Here is a 20,045-nt window from a genome sequence, read left to right as displayed (position 1 = left end):
CCCAAACGGCACTACGTCGAGATACCCGGCGAACCGACAGGCATCAGCATCTGCGGATGAGGCCTTAAATCGCCTGGGTGGTACTGCAACCGTTCAGCAGACGCTGGATGCCCAGCGGGTTGGCATTCCTCAACGCCTGCGGCAGTAGCGCGTCCGGGTAGTTCTGGTAGCACACCGGGCGCAGGAAGCGGTCGATGGCCAGCGTACCGACGGAGGTGCCGCGCGCATCCGAGGTGGCGGGATAAGGCCCGCCGTGCACCATGGCGTCGCACACCTCGACGCCGGTCGGGTAGCCGTTGAGCAGTAACCGGCCGGCCTTCTGCTCCAGCACCGGCACCAGTTCGGCGAATGCAGCCAAGTCGACTGGCTCGGCAATCAGGGTCGCGGTGAGCTGACCGTGCAGGCCATGCAGCGCCTTGATCAACTCGGCCTTGTCAGCCACTTCGACCAGTACGGTAGTCGGTCCGAAAACCTCTTCCTGGAGCAACTCGTCGTCATCCAGCAACAGGCTGACATCAGCCTGGAACAACTGCGGCCTGGCTTGCTCACCGTCCTGCGCCTGGCCCCCCAGATGCTTGATGGCCTTGTGCGAATGAAGTGCCGCCAGCCCCTTCTCGTAGCTGTGCAGGGTGCCGGCATTGAGCATGGTTTGCGCTGGCTGATCGCCCATCAAGCCGGCAAGTTTTTCAATAAAGCTGGAGAACTCTGGCGAGCGAATGCCGATCACCAGACCGGGGTTGGTGCAGAACTGGCCACAGCCCATGACCACCGAAGCGGCCAGCTCGTTGGCCACGCTGGCACCACGCTGCTTGAGCGCTTCGGGTAGCACCAGAACCGGGTTAATGCTGGACATCTCGGCGAACACCGGAATCGGCTGCGGCCTCGCCGCGGCCATGTCGCACAGCGCGCGACCGCCTTTGAGCGAGCCGGTGAAACCAACGGCCTGGATCGCCGGGTGTTTAACCAGTGCCTCGCCAACGCCTGCGCCGTAGATCATGTTGAACACGCCTTTGGGCATGCCGGTCTGTTCCGCGGCACGGATGATGGCATCGGCCACGCACTCGGCGGTCGCCATATGGCCACTGTGCGCCTTGAACACCACCGGACAACCGGCAGCCAGGGCGGCGGCGGTATCACCACCTGCCGTGGAGAATGCCAGCGGGAAGTTGCTGGCACCGAATACAGCCACCGGGCCGACGCCCATCTTGCACTGACGCAGATCGACACGCGGCAGCGGCTTGCGATCGGGTTGCGCCAGGTCGATACGGGCACCGTAGAAATCGCCACGGCGCAACACGTTTGCAAACAGCCGCATCTGGCCGCTGGTACGGCCACGCTCACCCTGGATACGGCCGGCAGGCAGCGCGGTTTCGCGGGTTACCAGGGAAACGAAGTCATCACCCAGTGCATCCAGTTCGTCGGCAATAGCGTCGAGAAACGCCGCACGCTTGACAGCCGGCAGTGCACGAAAGGTGGGATAAGCCGAAGCGGCGGCCAGGGCAGCCGCATCGACTTCGGCGGGGCTCGCTTGGACGAAGTCATAGGGTAACCGCTCGCCAGAGGTCGCATCGTAGCTGTGCAGATAGACGCCGCTTTCACCGCGACGTGTACCGCCAGTGTAGTTATGGCCGAGAATTTTCATGGGTGTCTCCTCGCTCAAAAGGCAGGGATACCGAAACCACCGGGCCGTCGTGATCGCCGCCGACACTGTCCGCGTCTGCAACGTCACTCGACCTGGATGAGGCATCCAGTTGAATTTTTTTGCACAACATCGCGCAAGCCCGAACAGGCCTACGGAAACCGGAATTTCAGTCTCGAACGTCCTTCAATCGATCGGGATGGCCGCATCTCTGGTAGCCAGCCGCAAGGCATGTTCACGCAGTTCGACTTTGCGCACCTTGCCAGTTGCCGTCTTGCTCAAGTCCCCCACGATGACCCGCGTCGGCACCTTGTAATGGGCCAGGCAGGAACGGCAATGGGCGATGAGTTCCGCTTCGCCGATGCTCGCGTCAGGGCTCGTCTCGACAAAGGCACAGGGGGTCTCGCCCCACTTGGCATGGGGCATGGCAACCACCGCCGCGGTACGGACAGCCGGATGGCGGTAAAGCACTTCCTCGACCTCGACCGAACTGATGTTCTCACCACCTGAAATGATGATGTCCTTAGCCCTGTCTCTGATCTGGATGTAGCCGTCCTCATGCACAACGGCAAGATCGCCGGAATGAAACCAGCCACCCAAAAAGGCCTCGGCGGTGGCCTGCGGATCCTTCAGGTAGCCCATCATCGTCATGTTGCCGCGGAACATCACTTCGCCAATGCTGCGGCCATCGCGCGGCACCGGCGTGAAGTCCTCGGGGTCCAGGACCGCCATATCTTCCTGAGCCGTATAACGCACGCCTTGTCGACCTTTGCGTTCGGTCAGCAAGTCGGTGGAAAGCTCGCTCCATTCCTGGTGCTCGGCACATACCACAGCGGGACCGTAGACCTCCGTCAGACCGTATATCTGCAAAAGATCGATGCCCATTCGATGCAACGCCGCAATCACCGGCAGTTGGGGCGGGGCGCCACCGATCAGGCCATGAACACGGTGGCTGATCCCGACTTTCCACTCCTTTGGCGCATGGGCCAGCATGGCGTGCACCACTGGCGCGCCGCAGTAATGGGTAACACCGTGTTGTCGAATCATCGACAGCACGCGTTGCGGTTCACAGCGGCGAAGACACACGTGAGTGCCGGCGTTGACCGCCATGGTCCAGACGAAGCCCCAGCCATTGCAATGGAACATGGGCAGGGTCCACAAGAAGATGGAGTGCCGCGGCATTTGCCAGTCGAGCATATTTGAAAGCGCCGCCAGATAAGCCCCCCGATGGTGATAAACCACCCCCTTGGGACGCCCTGTGGTGCCCGAGGTGTAGTTCAGGGCAATCGGCTGCCACTCGTCCACAGGTTCCTGCCAATGCTCGTCTGTAGAAGCCGCGCCGATGAACGCCTCGTAGTCGAGCTCACCCAGACGCTCGCCGCCCGGCCCCTCGCTGTCATCGATGTCGATCACCCTTGGCCGGTGCTCCAAAAGTGCCAGCGCCTGGCCGACGGCGCTCGCGTATTCGGTGTCGCTGATCACGAGCCGGGCTTCGCAATGCATCAGGATGTAGGCGATTGCCGCAGGATCGAGCCGGGTGTTGACCGTGCACAAGACCGCGCCACACATCGGTACGCCGAAATGCGCCTCGATCATCTCCGGGGTGTTGGCGGCGATCAATACCACCGTATCGCCACGGCCAATGCCCGCGGCCTTGAGCGCAGATGACAGGCGGCAGACCCGGTCGTAGGTCTCGGACCAGTTGTATCGACGCGCACCATGGATAACCGCCAGCCGCTGCGGATATACCTGGGCGGTGCGGGCTATGAAGCCCAGCGGCGTGAGAGGCCGGTAGTTGACCGGACTTTGCTCAAGGCCGAGGTCATAAGGATTGGAGCCTGGCATGCTGATTTTCCCCGAAGAAAGCTGAACGACCGGCTCCCCAACGGAACCGGCACAGGCTGCAGGACGCGTTTAGCTCAGCACTTGCCTGGAAATGATCATGCGTTGGATTTCGGAAGTGCCTTCGACGATCTCCAATACCTTGGCGTCGCCGAAAGCGCGTGCGACCGGGTATTCAGTCATGATGCCGTTGCCGCCATGGATCTGGATCGCCTGGTGAGCCGCCTCCATCGCCCTCTCGGTAGCGAAGAGCTTGGCCATGGACGCCTCGACATCACATGACAAACCGGCGTCCTTGCGCGAGGCCGCGTCGTAGAGCATCAGGCGGGCGGCGTGGGCATGGGTGGCCATGTCGGCGACCTTGAACTGCAGCGCCTGAAAATGTTCGAGCCGCTTGCCGAAGGCGCTGCGATCCTTCAAGTAGGCGACCGAGCGTTCCATGGAGCCTTGCAGAATACCCAGCCCCAGCGCACCGATCAGGATGCGCCCGGTGCTTATGTTGCCCAGGGTCTGCTTGAGCCCCGCGCCTTGTTCGCCGAGTAGATGGTCGGCCGGCAGCACGCAATCTTCGAAGAACAGCTCATAAGTGGTCGATCCGCGCCAACCGATCTTCTGCAGCTTGCGCCCCAGACTGAAACCGGCGGTATCGGACGGCAGGATAAAGTTGGAGATTTCCTTGCGCCCGTCGTCCCGCGTGCCGGTAACGGCTGCGATCACGATCGGACCGGTGATGTCGGTACCCGAATTGGTAATGAAGGTCTTGGAACCATTGATGATCCACTGACCGTCTCGCAGAACGGCACGGGTCTGGATATTGGCGGCGTCCGAGCCTGCATTCGGCTCGGTCAGCCCAATGCAGCCGACCTGCGTCCCGTCGATGATGGGGCGCAAGTAACGCTCCTTCTGCGCAGGAGTGCCATAGTTGTTGATCAGGCTGGCGGGCGTGGAATTGGCCATCATGGACGATGCCACAGCCGCGTCTACCCGGGCGATTTCCTCCAGCACAATGGTAAAGCCAAGCCAGTCCCCGCCACCGCCACCGTGCTCCTCCGGGTAGGGAAGGCCGAGGAAGCCCAACTCTCCGGCCTGCTTCCAGACCTGATAGGCAAACTCCTGCTCCTCCCAAAGGCGTTCGGAGACCGGTGCAATCTCCTGCTCGGCGAACCGCCTGACGGCATCGCGAATCATTACATGTTGCTCATTCATCAGTAAGACTCCTCGAGCATCCGCAGGTAGTCCTCTGCGGTGGCAGGACGGGGGTTGGTGGCGTGGCAGTGGTCTTTGAGGGCGGCCTGGGCAATCTCTGGCAGCGCAGCCCGGTTCAGGCCCATCGCGCCAAGGCTCACGGGCAGACCCAGGCGGGCGGTCAACCGGGCAATGGCTTCATCCGGGGCGACGCCTGCACTCAGTCCCATGGCTTGGGCCAACGCCTCGTACTTGGCACCGACGGCTGGCCGGTTGAAACGCATGACTGCCGGCAGCAGCACCGCATTGAGGGTGCCATGGTGCAAGGAAATGCCGGGCACGGCCCCCAGGGGATGGGACAGGGCATGCACCGCTCCCAGTCCTTTCTGAAACGCCATCGCGCCTTCAGTCGCCGCCATCATCATGTTCCAGCGCGCCTCCCGGTCACTGCCATCGATCGTCGCGCGCTCGATATTGGCCATGCCCCGACGCAAACCATCCAGGGCAATGGCCTCGGCCGGCGGGTTGATGGCAGGCGCCAGGAAGGTCTCGATGCAGTGGGCGATCGCATCCATGCCGGTAGCCGCTGTCAACATCGGCGGCAGGCCCAACGTCAGATCCGGGTCGCAAATGGCCACTTTAGGCATCAGATAAGGGCTCAACAGGCCAAGCTTGCGCCCGGACTTCATCACGATAACGCCGGCCCGCCCTACTTCGCTGCCGGTCCCTGCCGTCGTGGGAATCGCCACCAGTGGCGCGACTTTATCGGTGATTCGCCCGACACCGCCATCCACCACGGAATACTGCTGCAGCGGCGCAGGATGGGTGGCCAGAAGCGCCGTCGCTTTGCCCAGATCGATCGGCGATCCGCCACCCAGGGCAACGATGCCATCGCAGTCATTGTCCTTGAACATCGCAGTAGCGGCGACGACCGCCTCCTCGGTGGGATTGGCTGGCGTCTGGTCGAAGATCGCGGCGGGAGGCGAGGCCAGGGTCCCGAGTACGCGATCAAGCAGCCCGGCAGCGCGCACGCCCTGGTCGGTGACGATCAAGGGCCGCCGTATGCCCAGGCGATCAAGCTCGGACGGCAATAGCTCGATTGCGCCCTGTTCGAATTGGATGGTGGTCAAATAGTTGATAACAGCCATAGCGTGGAATCTCCTCGTTTATTGGCGCGACGATGGCGTGCTCAGGACTTGAACACGGCCGCATTCATCAGGGGCAAGGGGTCGGCTATGCGCATCGGGGCATAGTCCATCAGATCGAGTACCTGGCTTTGCAGGTCGATCCCGGGAGCGATTTCCGTCAGCACCAGCCCATCGGGCTCGATGGCAAACACCGCCCGCTCGGTGATGAGCATGGCGCGCTGGCCACGGGTGGCGACGTTGAGGCGCACCGGATAGGTAATTTCCTGCACGTGGCGGGCGAACTTGCGTACCGATCCTTCACGCACGATGCGCAACTCGCCACCCTCGTACGCCACCTCCAGCCCACCGGTCGTGAAGGTGCCGGTGAAAATCAAGGTTTCAGCGTTGTAGGCGATATCGATGAACCCGCCAGGCCCCGGGTTCGCAGCGCCGAATCGGCTGACGTTGACGTTGCCGTTTTCATCGAACTGGGCGAACGCCAGCGCTGCGACCTTGCAGTTGCCGCCATTGATGAAGTCGAACTGGGCCGGGCCATCGAGCAGCGCCTCCGGATACTTATTGGCGGAGAACTGCCAGCCGCTCATGACGATGCCACCGAACGGACCGTGCTCCGTCGTAAAGCGGTGACGCAGGAGTCCGTCGCCATCGAAGGCGCCATCTTCCATCATCACGCCCGGGATATCGGAAGATGCGCCGAAGCCAAAGATGCTCGGCACGCCCGGACGAATCTCGCAAGCCGCCCGCCGGGCGATAATCTTGTCGGCACCGGCCGGCAGTACTGCCGAGCAGTCACCAGGAAAGAGCTGCCCCCCCAGGTAGCTGTCGTCATACACGACCTCGGTGGTCATCATGGCTTGAGGGGCAACGACAACACGATCCACCAGTTCGCCGGGAACACGCACAGCGTGCACCGGCCGCGCCTGGCGGGGGACGATCTTGCGGACCTGCGCGATCACTGTGCCGCCACAGGCCTTTACCGCGAGCGCCATGGCCAAGGCGCTGGAAGTGATCGGCTCGTCTTCGAAGCTGAGGTTGCCGTACTCATCGGCACTGCTTGCGCGCAGCAAGGCTACGTCCACTGGTCGAGCAGGATAAAACAGATATTCCTGGCCTTCGAACTCCACCAGCTTGACCAGATCTTCCTCAGCGCACGCCGTATATTTACCCCCTTGCTGGCGCGGGTCGATGTAACTACCCAGGCCGATGCGCGTGAGGTAACCCGGACCGCGGCGCGCCACTTCCCGGAGCCAATGCATGGTCGCGCCGATGGGCCAGCAATAGGCTTCGACCTTGTTCTCGCGGATCAAGCGCATCATTTGCGGACGTTTTCCGGTCTTCGGATCCAGCGTATTGATGTAGTTGCCCGAGATGACGCGCTTCATCAAGCCTTCTATCGCGACATGATCCATCCCGCGGATGTCCATCGCGTCGCCAACGCTGACCGGAAAGAAAAAAGTCAGATCCCGGGGCGAGGCACTCTCCTCGAAACGCTGCGCCAGCGCCTGCAGCAAGGTATCCGGCGTGAGCCATCCGATAACACCGACACAGCCAACCGTCTGGCCAGACTGAATATCGGCCACGGCCTCGGCAGCCGAGCATATTTTGGTCATTACACTCTCCTCTTGTTTTTATGAGTGCCGAGGGCGTTACTCTTGGAAGTGAATGATGTGGGTGCCGACGCACACGGTGTCGCCGTGCTGGTTGGTCAGTACCGCCTCTGCCCAAAGCCGCTTCTTCTCATCATCGGCACGGGCGATGCGGTAGCTCACGGTCAAGGTGTCACCAATGAATACGGACTGGGTGAAACGTACCCGGTCGTATCCGTAGGAAACGGCCGGGCGGTCGATCAGCCCCAGGTACTTGGTGACGGCGCCAGCGATGTAACCCACCAACATTGCCCCCTGGGCCACCCGAGCGCCCAAGCCGACGCGCTTGCAATACTCCTCGTCGACATGATTGGGATGGTTGTCACCGCTGATCCCGGCAAACGCGTAGATATCGTATTCACTGACTGTGCGGGTGTAGCTGGTCTGCGTGCCGATGAGGGACGAAACCTCTCCGCGATGAGGGCTATTGAACTCACGCATGGTTGACTCCTTGTGACTGATTTGTGTGCTCATACCCGCTCGGAAGCCAGGCGACCGTCGAGCACCAACAGTGCTTCGAAAAGAAAGTAGTCACCCCAGATCAGCTCGTTTTCCATCGCGACACCGAGCTTTCGATTGAAACAACCATGGGTGAGGATGCCGACGGGACGGGAGTCGCTGGCATCGACCGGGGTCTGATAGCGCAGCACCAATGCCTCGACGATCGCCTCTGCGGACTGCCGATAACGCTCACGTCTTTCCGGCAGGCAGACAGCAAGCTTTAACAATGCGGCGGCGGCGATGGCAGCACCCGAGGTGTCGCGACTGGTATCGGGAATTGCCGGATCATCGAAGTCCCAGTACGCCACATGGTCCTTGGGCTGATGTTCCAACCACCAGTCAGCAACCTGAATGGCGACGTCTCGGAATTCCATTTCTCCGCGATTGAGCGCCTGAGCGAGAGAAACCATCGCCCAAGCCTGCGCACGAGTCCACGTGCTTTCGCCGTGAATGCCCTTGTGGGTGTAACGGCGCAGCAATGCCCCGGTTTGCGGATCGAAACTGGCGGACTGACAGACAGATCCGTCATCGCGCACGCAGAGTGCGATATGTTGGCGAAGGTGATTGCGAGCAATCTCGAGGGAGTCAAGCGCTGCCGCATGCTTGATCAATAAAGGAACCGGCCCTGGCAGCGCATCGATGTTTGCCTCGTTGCTGCCGACATCCGAGGCCTCCTCGGCCTCTTTGCCCAAGGGAATCAATTGCGCTTGGGGGTTGTACATGTCGAGCAATCCGCGAGTGCCTGCCAACGACAAATTGCGCGCCGTTTCGTCGTTCAGAAGCTCAGCGCCCAGCTCGGTGCCATACCAGAAGAGAAAGCCCTTGAACGCCGATTGGGACGAAGCGCGTGGCCCAAGGCGCTCGGCCCAGATCCGCGCTTGATCATGGTAACGCGGCTCTTTTGTATGCCAGGCGGCAAGCCAAAGCATGCCCACCCAAAAACCCCCCGTCCAGTCGCCTGCCGGACTACGAGTCCATTCACCAGTGGTTTGGTCGGCGTAATGGGGAAACCCTTGGCCGGGCTGATCGAGGGTCGCGTCAATGCGTGTCAACACTCTATCGATTGCGCGCTTGAGAATCTTGTTATCCAACTTATCTCTCCTATAGTTGCGCCGTTTTCAAATGGCAGAAAATGTCTTCCGATAAGAGCCGAATCAATGTATTGAGCCACTGTCTTGAGGCCACGGAAGACATGTTACGAGTTGACTTCCGAGACTTCCAATATATAATTTGATCAAGAATAATATTAAAAAGGTATTAATATGAACCTGCGGCACATGCGCTATTTTATTGCAGTTGCGGAGGAGCTGAGTTTCACTCAGGCCGCGTTACGACTGCACATTGCCCAACCGCCTCTGAGTCAACAGATTCGTCAATTAGAAGAGGAGCTCGGCGTAACGCTATTTCAACGGACCAAGCGTCATGTGCAACTTACAGATGCCGGCCAGGTATTTTATATTCATGCCAAGCAGATTCTACGGGCCACGGATGTCGCGGCACTGGAGGCTCAACGCGCCGAACGCGGAGAGATTGGCCGGCTGTCCGTGGGCTTCTTCGAACATATGTCCTATACCCTGCTGCCGCCGATTTACCGCGCCTTTTGCGAACGCTTCCCGGATGTGGAAGTGGTCCTGCGCTGGTTCCCTGTGGTGGACCAGGCCGATGCGCTCCTGCGAGGCGATGTCGATATCGCCTTCATGCGCCCCACATCGCAATTCGACGGAATCAGCACCGAGACGCTGCTGACAGAACCCTTCGTACTTGCGATCCCGGAGCACCACCCGCTGGCGTCCCAGGACAGCGTGGCGCTGAGTCAGTGCGCCACCGAGCGCTTTGTCCTGTACGCGCCCAAACTGGCTCCCGATTTTCATACCATGATTTATCGCCTTTGCGCGGAAGCAGGTTTCACACCCAACGCGGCACTGGAGGTCGGCCAGATTTATGCCTGCCTGGGCCTCGTCAGCTCAGGCGTAGGCCTGGCCCTGGTACCGAGTTCTGTTCAGCGCATTCACCTTGAGCACCTTACATACCGGCCTATTCAAGGGCAGATGCCCTTGGTAAAAGTGATGCTTGGATGGCGCAGCAGTAACACTTCGCCGCTATTGCAGTCGTTTATTGATACCGCAAAAGAAGTGATGACGGCCTTCGAGCACGAGCGACTTTAATAATTGACAAGGCGCCCTCTGTGGCGCCATAACTTGCAAGGAAAATGTTTTAACTCTTATATCCAGCCACCCAATATCGCTACCGCGAATAGCACTATAGCTCTCCCTTTGTTCTAAACCGGCCAAGCCAATGCTCGACCGGTTTGAAACCCCAGTGCTTATTTCAAAGTAACAAGCGAGCAACCGCCTGCGGACATCGGCCGAAATGCTTCATCGGCAGGTATTGTGGACAGCAACTTATAATAGTCGCCAGGGTACTTGGACTCGGAGGGCTTTTTCACTTCGAAGAGATAGAGTGGGTGGATCTTGCGACCATCGGCACGAATACTTCCCTCGCCGAAGAGCTTATCCTCGGTTTTGACCGCCTTCATCCGGGCGACGACTTCTGCGCCATTACCATCGTCATTGTTGACGGCAACTGTTCGCAGATAGTTCGTGACGGCGGAGTAAACACCAGCCTGCGCCATTGTCGGAAATTTCCCGCCGTTGGCAGCAGCGAATGCTCTGCCGAATTCACGGCTCGCGTCATTCATGTCCCAGTACCAGGCAGCAGTCAGCATCAACCCTTGTGCCGCCTCCAGGCCCAACGCTTGCACGTCGCTAATGAACACCAACAAACCGGCTAGCTTCTGGCCACCGGCGGTGATGCCAAATTCAGACGCTTGCTTGACGGCGACAATGGTGTCCCCACCGGCATTTGCCAACCCGATTATCTGCGCCCCGGAAGCCTGGGCCTGCAACAAGTAAGACGAAAAATCGGTGCCCGGGAACGGATGGCGAACCTTGCCCATCACTGTTCCGCCACTTTTTTCAACGACCGACGCCGTATCACGTTCCAATGCGTGACCAAAAGCGTAATCCGCGGTCATGAAAAACCAGCTTTTGCCGCCACTCCCCACCACCGCTTTACCGGTACCGTTGGCAAGCGCCCATGTGTCGTAGGTCCAATGAATGGTGTTCGGGCTGCACGCCTTACCGGTCAGATCGGAACTGCCGCCACCGGATACCAGGAGCACCTTGTTTTTTTCCCTCACCACTTCATTGACGGCCAGGATGACCGACGAAGTCGGCACGTCGACGATCACATCCACCTTATCCACATCGAACCAACGACGGGCCACACTGGCCCCTACATCTGGCTTGTTCTGGTGATCAGCCGCCACGACCTCGACCTTCAGGCCATGTTTTTCAGGCTCGAAGTCGGCCACCGCCTGCTTTGCCGCCCACACCGAGCCCGGACCGGAAAGCCCGGCATAGGTACCTGACAAATCATTCAATACGCCGATACGCACTACACCATCTGAAACCTGGGCTTGCACGGCCGGAGCGGCTACCAACAGCCCGAAGCAGATCTTGCGCAGATGAGTATTCAGTTGTTTGATCATTATTATTTTCTCCTACTCGTTCATTCGGGTGTTTAGTACGGGTTTTTTTATATTTTTCGAAGTTGAATGCTCGACATCCGCATCACGGGTTCGCCTCCCTCGCCGAACCATCCGCTCCCCTTGCACCGCCCCCTTTGCGAGAGGCCCCAAGAGACTTTCGGCGGTTTGCATCAGCGCGCCTTGCCGCCAGCCTGCTTTGGTAGAAAGCCGCAAACTCCCCGGCAATACCGCGGCGAAAGAGCAGCACGCAAACGATGAAAATGACGCCCATGATGACTGGCAAGAGCGCGCCCACCTTATCGGCCAATGCGTTCTGCAGAGTCACAACGATGGCGGCCCCTATCAGTGGGCCGAAGACGGTGCCCAGGCCTCCGAGCAGGGTCATCAGCACTACTTCGCCCGAGGTCTGCCAATGGGCGTCGCTCAAGGTCGCGAACTGAAACACCACGGCTTTTGTACCGCCAGCGAGCCCCGCCAGAGCAGCCGAAAGAACGAAGGCCAACAATTTGTATCGGGCTGCCTGATAGCCCAGGGAAATCACCCTCGACTCGTTTTCTCGAATGGCTTTGAGAATCTGGCCAAAAGGAGACTGGATAACGCGATGAATCAACCAGAAGCCAAAAACAAAGATGGCAAACACCAGGTAGTACAGATTTACGTCGTTGCTGAGGTCGATAAACCCAAATAACAGCCCGCGCTGCACACCTTGTAAACCGTCCTCCCCTCCGGTGAACGGAGATTGCAGGAAGACGAAATACATCATCTGCGCCAACGCCAATGTGATCATCGCAAAGTAGATGCCTGAGCACCGTATCGCCAACAGGCCGAATCCCAACCCCAGCACGGCGGCAGCCACAACCGCTGCGAGGATCCCCAGCTCGGGCGGGAAGCCCCACACCTTGATGCTGTAGGCGCTCACATAAGCGGCTGCGCCGAAAAAGACGGCATGACCGAACGAAAGCAAGCCGGTATAGCCAAGCAAAAGATTGAATGCACAGGCAAACAGCGCAAAACAAAGCACCTTCATGGCCAGTATCGGGTATATGGCGAAGGGGACAATAGCGCCGCAGATGAGCAGAAGGATACAGCCTAATAGTCGCGTTCTCGATGACATGTTACTCAGCCCTCCCAAATAGACCGGCCGGCCGAAATAACAGGACGATCGCCATGATAATAAAAACAATGGTTGCGGAAACTTCCGGATAGAACAGTTTGGCCAAACCCTCAATCACGCCGAGTGAAAGACCGGTAATAATGGCGCCAAAAATTGAGCCCATCCCGCCAATCACCACTACCGCAAATACCACAATAATCAACTGCGAGCCCATCATGGGACTGACTTGTAATACTGGCGCAGCCAGCACCCCGGCAAAACTGGCCAGCGCGACGCCGAAACCATAAGTCAGCATCACCATGACAGGTACATTAATGCCGAAGGCCTGGGTCAGTGCCGGGTTTTCCGTGGCAGCACGCAAGTATGACCCCAAGCGTGTCCTTTCGATCATGAACCACGTCAGGGCGCATACGGCAAGCGAGGCAACAATCACCCAGACTCGGTAGACGGGTAGAAACATGAAACCCAGATTCATTGCCCCTTTCAGTGCCTCAGGGACTGCGTAGGGTTGACCTGAAACACCAAATTCATTACGGAAAACGCCCTCGATGATGAGCGCCATCCCAAATGTCAGCAATAAACCGTATAGATGATCGAGCTTATACAACCACTGCAGCAGAGCGCGTTCGATCACAACGCCGACAATCCCCACCGTGAGTGGTACAAGCAACAATGACCACCAATAGTTGACGCCAAAATAATTGAGACACATCCATGAAAAAAACGCTCCCATCATGAAAAACGCACCGTGCGCGAAATTGATGATGCGAAGCATGCCAAATATAACTGCCAAGCCCAGGCTGAGGATCGCGTAAAACGAGCCGTTAACCAGCCCTAGCATAAGTTGGCCTGTCAAGGCCGACAATGGAACATCGAAGAGTGTTGCCATATTGTTTATCCTGACGATTTGTTATTAGTAGGATATTCGCCGAAGAGCCTGGAATACTTATAGAGCCACACGCTTCAGCCTTGTACCCAGAAGGTGCGTTGTAGGGGTTGCAGGCTTTAAATCCCTTGGCTCGCCGTTGGAACCGTCTAAACCAGACAAGTGCTTTAGCCGATATTAGATCCCTAAATATTCTTGAAGCAGATCGCTTTTTTGCCCAACTTCGTGCTGGTGAATCTCAGCGATAATCTTGCCGTGCTCGACGATGTACATGCGATCCGCGAGGGGGGCGGCAAAACGTGAATTCTGTTCGACCAGAAGAATTGTGAAGCCCTTGCTCTTGAGCTGGCGGATGATTTCGGCGAGCCGCTGGACGATGACCGGTGCAAGTCCCTCGGATATCTCGTCAAGCAGTAGAAGGCGCGCACCAGTGCGCAGGACTCGGGCCAGGGCCAGCATTTGCTGTTCACCACCCGACATGCGGGTACCTTGGCTGTGACGACGCTCGTAGAGGTTGGGGAACATCTCATAGATTTCCTCCAGGCACATTCCATTGTTTCCTAAACGCGGCAGCAACAGCAGATTTTCCTCACACGAAAGACTGGCATAGATGCCTCTTTCCTCTGGGCAATAACCCACACCCAGACGCGCAATCTTGTGGGGCGATAGATCAATGGTCTCAGTACCGTCTATTATGATCGAACCTTGGCGCTTCCCCGTAAGCCCCATAATGGCTCGCAAGGTGGTGGTGCGGCCTGCGCCATTGCGACCTAACAAGGTAACGCATTCACCCTGTTTCACAGTGAAGTCAATGCCGTGGAGAACGTGAGACTCACCGTAGAAGGCTTGCAAGTTGGCAACTCGCATGTATTCGGTAGCATTGGTCATATCAATGCCCCCCTGGAGAGCGCAGCTCACTGTCGGCACTCCCCATATAGGCTTCGACCACGAGTGGATTGACTGAAACTTCAGAATAACTACCCTCGGCGAGCACACTGCCGCGGGCAAGTACCGTGATAGTGTCGCAAATCCCCTCCACAACCTTCATGTTGTGCTCGACCATCAGGACAGTGCGGTTGGCGGCGACATTCTTGATCAGCTCCATGACCCAATCGACATCTTCATGCCCCATGCCTTGGGTGGGTTCATCGAGCAACATCAACTCAGGGTCCAGCGCTAAAGTGGTGGCTATCTCCAGCGCTCGCTTGCGGCCATAGGAAAGTTCCATTGCTACTAGATCGGCGAATGACTCCAACCCCACTTGGGCGAGCAACTCCATCGCTCTATCGTCAAGAGCGGCAAGCGCAGCGCGCGACTTCCAGAAATGGAAGGAAGTCCCCAGGCTTCGCTGTAGCGGAATATAGATGTTTTCTCGCACGGTAAGCCGAGGAAATACTGCCGATATCTGGAAAGAGCGAATCATCCCTCTCCGCGCTACTGCAGCTGGGTGCTCACAAGTGATGTCCTGGCCGTTGAAGCGAATACTCCCTTGGGTAGGATCGAGAAACTTGGTGAGCAAGTTAAAACATGTCGTCTTGCCGGCACCGTTTGGACCGATCAGGGCATGGATTGAGCCACGCTTTACACGCAAGTTGACATTTTCAACAGCGGTAAATCCTTTGAACTCTTTGGTCAAACCAACAGTTTCCAGAATCGCATCATTAGCCATATTATTTTCAACTCACGTTCTTGCTTTTCTTGTAAGGTGAATCTAAGTCGTCGACTAATACTGGTCCAATATTATTTTAAGGAACCATTTATACGTAAAAAGTCTTTATTTTCTCGAATCCAGCCATTTTCAGTATTGTGACTGGGGAAGGTTAAGCGGCTATAGACATAGCCAACGCTTCTGCCAACCACACCCAGCCGCTAGCATTAGAGCCGAGTGTGGGAGAAAGGCACGGGGAAAGCCTTGCCTTGAGCGATGGAGTTTTGCGCGGCCGTCTGCAAGTTTGCCTTGGAGTCTGAATTTCAGGAAAGAACCTGAGCAGGCCAGGATTCAGCTGAGGCGATATTCAAACCCCCGCATAGCTATCCACTACCCTTCGGTACTGGCTGGGAGAGGCGCCGATGTGTTGCTGGAAAAACCGCGTGAAATGACCTTGCTCGGAGAACCCGAGGTTCTCCGACAACAGGCCCAACGTTCCACTGCGCTCACGCTCCAGCCAGGCAAAAGCCCGGCGCATGCGCGCGTCGTTAAGCAACAGGGTCGGCGTCATGCCGGTATCTTTCTTGAACAGCGCAAAGAAGTGCGCCCGGGACAGACCACACGCCCGTGCGGCGTTGTCGATCGGGTTCGGATCATCGAGGTGCTCAAGCAACCAGGCGGTGCCACGGCGCACGCGCGCGTCCCGGAACTCGCCTGAGTTCGGCGCACCCAGTAGTGACAAATGCCGCCAGCTGGAAAAGTCCTCGATCAGTTCGATCAGGAAATCAAACAGCATGAATTCCATGCGCTCTTTCGGCACGAGCCCGCAGCCATGCGCTTCGGCGACCAGGATGTCAGCCAAGGTGCGATTACGACTCGACAGCTCGATGCATGACTGGGCAAAAAAGTCCGGCCGACCACTCAGCGCCAGCGACTGCTGGGCAGTGGCCAGCCAGGCGGGCTCTATGTAGAGAGCGAGGATAAGGGTGGCACCGGCACCCGGCTGCGGATCGTAGAAATGCGGCTGCCAGGCGTTGACCAGCACCGCCGTGCGATCGCTGAGCGGAACCCGCCGACCGTTGACGTTGAAGTAAGTGTCTTCGCCGGACACTTTGACCAGCACATGGCATTCAGAATGGGTGTGGGTGACCAGCGAACGATCCATATTCAGCAAGGCGACCCGGCCAAACTTGCCGTGGAAAACCCGTTGGGCAATCGACATCAGATTCCTCCGCTCGCTAAAAGCGATATTGTTACCGACCACAATGCATATCATCGGGGCGTCTATCTATTTCTCAACCCCGGCGATCGCGCTATGGTTCAGCAACACTTCGCTGGCCACTATCGCGCGCGAATGACCGAGCGTCTACCTCGACTTTCGCAGCCCCCACGTTCGTCGGAAAAACCGCTTTACAAGGCATGGCGTTCTTTGCCGTGATAAACGCGCAGGATATCGGCCACCACCGCCAGAGCGATTTCCGCCGGGGCCTTGCTGCCCAGATCGAGGCCGATGGGCATGTGCAAACGGGCAATCTGTTCATCCGTCAGTCCACCGATGCGTTTGAGCCGCTCGGCGCGCTTGGCCGAGGTCGCCTGAGAACCCATGGCGCCGATGTAAAACGCCGGGGTGTGCACCGCTTCCATCAGCGCCAGATCATCGATTCGCGGATCGTGAGTCAGCGCCACCACCGCGGTCGCCGCGTGGCAACCTCCGGCGGCAATGAACATCGAGGGCAGCACGCGCTGCATCTCCACGCCTTCGAGCTGGACATGCAGCATCTCTTCCCGGGGGTCGCAGGCGATGACTTCGCAGCCGATGGCGCGGGCGAAACTGGCGCAGACTTCAGCGACCGGAGAGAGCCCTGCCAGAATCAGGCGCAACGCCGGGCCAACGCTGATGCGCACCCTTTCGTCGACGACTTGCACCCGCTCGCTGCCATGTCCGGTGTCCGGGTCCAGGCGCAAGGCACCGCTGCTCAGCTCGATGTAACGCAGCAGACGGCGCTGGCCGAGTAACGCCGCTTGCAGAACCTCCAGATGCTCGATCCATTCGAGACTGGCAGCGCGGTGCTCGACCAGTACGATCAGCACGCCGCCACAGGGCAATCGTAGACGGTGGCGTTGCTCGACGCTGTCGCCATAACTGACGATCTGTGCCGGTTCGCGTAATTCACCGCGCGCCAGACTTTCGAGAAACTCCTCCTCGACGCAGCCACCCGACAGCGAGCCGACGTGTTCGCCCGTGCCATTGGTCACCAGCATCGCACCCGGCGCACGCGGCGCCGAGCCATAGGTGGAGAGCACTGTGCACAGCCACTGGGCCTGCCCGGCGCGAGCCCATTGCAGTGCCTGGTCGATCACCTGAACATCGAGATGACGCATGTTTTTATACCTCAAGCAAAGCGTGGTGCTGCATGCAGGGTTACGTTTACGGTAACCTTCGAGCAATCCTGTTCAATCGTTGATTCAACATGTCGCCACAACAATTTTTGCAACTTGGGCCGCTGCGCCTGGAATATCGCCAACTGCCTGCGGCTGACCCGTCGCGACCGACACTGGTGCTGTTGCACGAAGGCCTCGGCAGCGCCGACCAATGGAAAGACTTCCCCCTGCGCCTGGCCCAGGCCAGCGGCTGCGGTGTGGTCACTTACAGCCGTCAGGGTTATGGGCAATCGAGCCCGGTACCCCTGCCGCGTCCGCTGGATTACCTGAGCAGCGACGGCCCTCGTGAACTGCGGCAATTGCTCGATGCCTTGCAACTGCCGCAAGTGGTCTTGCTCGGTCACAGTGACGGCGCGTCCATCGTCCTTGCCTATGCCGCCGCCAACGATCCACGCGTGTTGGGCAGCATTGCACTGGCGCCTCACGTGATTGTCGAGACCGAGAGCCTCGATGGCATTCGCCATACCACCGAGGTGTGGCATCAGGGCGAATTGCGCGAGCGCCTGGCACGCCACCATGGGACCAATGTCGACGGCGCTTTTCACGGCTGGAGCGACAGTTGGTTGCACCCGGACTTTTCCCTGGACGATCTCGAAGCGCAGTTGGCGAATATCGAAAAGCCGCTGCTGGTCATTCAGGGTCGCGAAGACCACTACGCCACGCCCGAGCAACTGGTCGTCATCCAGCGACAGGTACCTGGACCGTGCCGCTGTGTGTTGCTGGATGACTGTCGGCACTTTCCCCAAACCGAAGCTCCCGAGCAGACCTTGCAGCTGATCTGCGAATTCCTGGAGCACCTTCCCGCCTTTATTTGAAGTTGCCTTGGGTTTCTGGAATCACCACGCTGCCGATCAGGTAGATCACCGACAGACCGACGGCGAACATCGCCAGCACCATGGGGATCTGCGCCGGGCTACTGCTGACCAGGGACACAAAGGTCGGCATGGTTCCGCCGAGAGCGAAACCGATATTCCAGGACAACCCGGTGCCGCTGGCTCGCAGTTCGGTGGCAAAGCGTTCGTTGAGGAAGATCAGAATCGGCGCGATGATCGCCCCGCCCATGAAGGCAATGCCCACGCAATACAGCGCAGTGCGGGTCAGCGAACCCGGCTCGGCGACACCCAGGAACATCATCGGCAGGCTCACCAGGTTGATCACACCCAGCAGCAAGAAAGTCTTCTTGCGACCGATCAGGTCACTCAGGTAACCGAAGGCCAGTGCGCCGACAATGGTTGCCACCGACCCGTACATGAGCAGCTGCGAAGTCTGCGTATGGGGCACTTTGGCGACCACGTTGAGCAAGGTCGGCAGATAACCGCAGGCCAGGTAATACGTGGCACCGCCGCCGAAGGTAATCAGCAGATTGACCAGCATCACGCCGCGGTACTCGCGACCGAACAGACGCTTGAGTGGCGACACGACCACTACCGCCGGACCCTTGGTTTTGCGCGCTTGTTGCAGTTGCTGCCAGACCGGGGTTTCTTCCAGGTAACGGAACATCACCAGACCGAAAAACGTGCTGAGCAGGCCGCAGAAGAACATGCAGCGCCAGCCCCAGACGTCAAATTCATCCCCGGGAAAGATCTGCGACAACACCCGATAAGTGGCTGACGCCAACAGCGCGCCCATGCCGGCACCGGCGCCACCGATCAACCCGGACATCAAGCCGCGATAGCGCGGCGAGATGGATTCGGTGCCGATGGTGTGAGTGGAGGCAACGATACCGCCAACGAAAATGCCCTGAATGACCCGCAAGACCAAAAACAGTATCGGGGCCAACACCCCGACCTGGTGAATGGTCGGCAACACGCCAAACAATGCCGTGGAAATACCGACGCCGACCATCGACACCATCAACGCACGCTTGCGGCCGTGTTTGTCTGCATACGCGCCGAAGATTGCCGAACCCAGCGGACGCACCAGCAAGGCCACGGCGAATGAGGCATACACCGCGGCCAGCGACAGTGTCGGGGTGTCCGAGGGGAAGAACATGCGACCGATGATCGGCGCCACGTAGAGCAGAATGAACAGGTCGAACAGATCCAGCGCCCAGCCGAATGTCGAGGCAAATGCCGCGAGCAAGGCCTTGCCCGGTGGAATCTGCGGTGTATCGATAGCGTCGCTGGTGGGTGATGCAGTTATTGTTGTTGTCGTCGTCATGGTTGCCTCATACAAACGGTGAATCGAAACGTTCTGCACCCCGGTACGCGGGTTGCAGGTAATCAGCAGGTCAGCGGTGATACCTTGATGTGCCCTTTCAGTTGCATTGAAGGGGCGGCAGGCCCTGCTCCGTAAGGCGTACGCTGTTACCAACATACTCCCGGGCCTGCTCGCCGGTACGCATTTACTCGCCGGTGAACACTGCCGCACGCTTGCTGTGAAACGCTTCCACGCCTTCCTTGAAGTCCTTGGAGCTACGCAGGCGGCTGTAGCAGTGACCTTCC

At 58.7% G+C, this 20,045-nt stretch carries 16 protein-coding genes and 2 pseudogenes; 2 read left to right on the top strand and 16 right to left on the bottom strand.

Annotated features, from left to right (window positions below; all coding sequences use genetic code 11):
• Positions 1-64 precede the first annotated feature (64 nt).
• From PSUM_RS00085 to PSUM_RS00055, 7 genes are all read right to left on the bottom strand, one after another.
• Positions 65-1,642 carry an aldehyde dehydrogenase (NADP(+)) gene (locus tag PSUM_RS00085; RefSeq protein WP_083348746.1) on the bottom strand — a complete coding sequence of 526 codons (1,578 nt, stop codon included), beginning with the start codon at positions 1,640-1,642 and terminating at the stop codon, positions 65-67.
• Positions 1,643-1,825: 183 nt separating this feature from the next.
• On the bottom strand, positions 1,826-3,484 hold the full coding sequence (locus PSUM_RS00080; RefSeq protein WP_083348745.1) for an acyl-CoA synthetase: 1,659 nt from the start codon (positions 3,482-3,484) through the stop codon (positions 1,826-1,828).
• A 69-nt stretch (positions 3,485-3,553) separates the two neighbouring features.
• Positions 3,554-4,687: an acyl-CoA dehydrogenase family protein gene (locus tag PSUM_RS00075; RefSeq protein WP_069556827.1), complete on the bottom strand. Its 1,134-nt coding sequence runs from the start codon at positions 4,685-4,687 to the stop codon at positions 3,554-3,556.
• On the bottom strand, positions 4,687-5,814 hold the full coding sequence (locus PSUM_RS00070) for an iron-containing alcohol dehydrogenase (RefSeq protein WP_083348744.1): 1,128 nt from the start codon (positions 5,812-5,814) through the stop codon (positions 4,687-4,689). Before PSUM_RS00070 ends, PSUM_RS00075 begins: the two co-directional genes overlap by 1 nt.
• 41 nt (positions 5,815-5,855) lie before the next feature.
• Positions 5,856-7,424 (bottom strand): acyl CoA:acetate/3-ketoacid CoA transferase, encoded by a 1,569-nt coding sequence (locus tag PSUM_RS00065; protein WP_083348743.1) that lies wholly within the window; start codon positions 7,422-7,424, stop codon positions 5,856-5,858.
• A 36-nt stretch (positions 7,425-7,460) separates the two neighbouring features.
• The gene (locus PSUM_RS00060) at positions 7,461-7,901 is read right to left on the bottom strand and encodes a MaoC family dehydratase (protein WP_083348742.1); all 441 of its coding nucleotides are present in this window, start codon (positions 7,899-7,901) and stop codon (positions 7,461-7,463) included.
• A gap of 29 nt (positions 7,902-7,930) precedes the next feature.
• Positions 7,931-9,052, bottom strand: coding sequence for a glycoside hydrolase family protein (locus PSUM_RS00055; protein WP_083348741.1), 1,122 nt, complete (start codon positions 9,050-9,052; stop codon positions 7,931-7,933).
• A gap of 171 nt (positions 9,053-9,223) precedes the next feature.
• Here PSUM_RS00055 and PSUM_RS00050 point away from each other — a divergent pair, with 171 nt between their 5' ends.
• Positions 9,224-10,126: a LysR substrate-binding domain-containing protein gene (locus tag PSUM_RS00050; RefSeq protein ID WP_069556822.1), complete on the top strand. Its 903-nt coding sequence runs from the start codon at positions 9,224-9,226 to the stop codon at positions 10,124-10,126.
• A 158-nt stretch (positions 10,127-10,284) separates the two neighbouring features.
• Here the strand turns inward: PSUM_RS00050 and PSUM_RS00045 are convergent, their stop codons facing one another.
• The 7 genes and pseudogenes from PSUM_RS00045 to PSUM_RS00015 all read right to left on the bottom strand — a co-directional run bounded on the left by PSUM_RS00045 (position 10,285) and on the right by PSUM_RS00015 (position 17,541).
• The gene (locus PSUM_RS00045) at positions 10,285-11,511 is read right to left on the bottom strand and encodes an ABC transporter substrate-binding protein (RefSeq protein ID WP_083348740.1); all 1,227 of its coding nucleotides are present in this window, start codon (positions 11,509-11,511) and stop codon (positions 10,285-10,287) included.
• Positions 11,512-11,728: 217 nt separating this feature from the next.
• Positions 11,729-12,625, bottom strand: a pseudogene (locus tag PSUM_RS00040) (branched-chain amino acid ABC transporter permease); the annotation flags it as partial.
• Between the two features lies 1 nt (position 12,626).
• On the bottom strand, positions 12,627-13,514 hold the full coding sequence (locus PSUM_RS00035; RefSeq protein ID WP_083348738.1) for a branched-chain amino acid ABC transporter permease: 888 nt from the start codon (positions 13,512-13,514) through the stop codon (positions 12,627-12,629).
• A 174-nt stretch (positions 13,515-13,688) separates the two neighbouring features.
• Positions 13,689-14,399: an ABC transporter ATP-binding protein gene (locus PSUM_RS00030; protein WP_083348737.1), complete on the bottom strand. Its 711-nt coding sequence runs from the start codon at positions 14,397-14,399 to the stop codon at positions 13,689-13,691.
• A gap of 1 nt (position 14,400) precedes the next feature.
• On the bottom strand, positions 14,401-15,180 hold the full coding sequence (locus PSUM_RS00025) for an ABC transporter ATP-binding protein (protein WP_083348736.1): 780 nt from the start codon (positions 15,178-15,180) through the stop codon (positions 14,401-14,403).
• 346 nt (positions 15,181-15,526) lie between these two features.
• A complete protein-coding gene (locus tag PSUM_RS00020; RefSeq protein WP_083348735.1) occupies positions 15,527-16,381 on the bottom strand; it encodes a helix-turn-helix transcriptional regulator in 855 nt (284 codons plus the stop codon).
• A 188-nt stretch (positions 16,382-16,569) separates the two neighbouring features.
• Entirely contained in the window at positions 16,570-17,541 is a 972-nt protein-coding gene (locus PSUM_RS00015) for an XdhC family protein (RefSeq protein ID WP_083348734.1), read from the bottom strand.
• A gap of 89 nt (positions 17,542-17,630) precedes the next feature.
• Here PSUM_RS00015 and PSUM_RS00010 point away from each other — a divergent pair, with 89 nt between their 5' ends.
• Positions 17,631-18,416 carry an alpha/beta fold hydrolase gene (locus tag PSUM_RS00010; protein WP_083348733.1) on the top strand — a complete coding sequence of 262 codons (786 nt, stop codon included), beginning with the start codon at positions 17,631-17,633 and terminating at the stop codon, positions 18,414-18,416.
• Here the strand turns inward: PSUM_RS00010 and PSUM_RS00005 are convergent.
• Both PSUM_RS00005 and PSUM_RS32410 read right to left on the bottom strand, forming a co-directional pair.
• On the bottom strand, positions 18,409-19,761 hold the full coding sequence (locus PSUM_RS00005) for an MFS transporter (protein ID WP_083348732.1): 1,353 nt from the start codon (positions 19,759-19,761) through the stop codon (positions 18,409-18,411). The genes PSUM_RS00010 and PSUM_RS00005 overlap by 8 nt on opposite strands.
• 184 nt (positions 19,762-19,945) lie before the next feature.
• Positions 19,946-20,045: pseudogene (locus PSUM_RS32410) on the bottom strand (enoyl-CoA hydratase/isomerase family protein); the annotation flags it as partial.

It is taken from the genome of Pseudomonas umsongensis (assembly GCF_002236105.1).
GTDB classification, from domain to species: Bacteria; Pseudomonadota; Gammaproteobacteria; order Pseudomonadales; family Pseudomonadaceae; genus Aquipseudomonas; species Aquipseudomonas umsongensis.
This window is presented reverse-complemented; position numbering and strand designations above follow the sequence as displayed.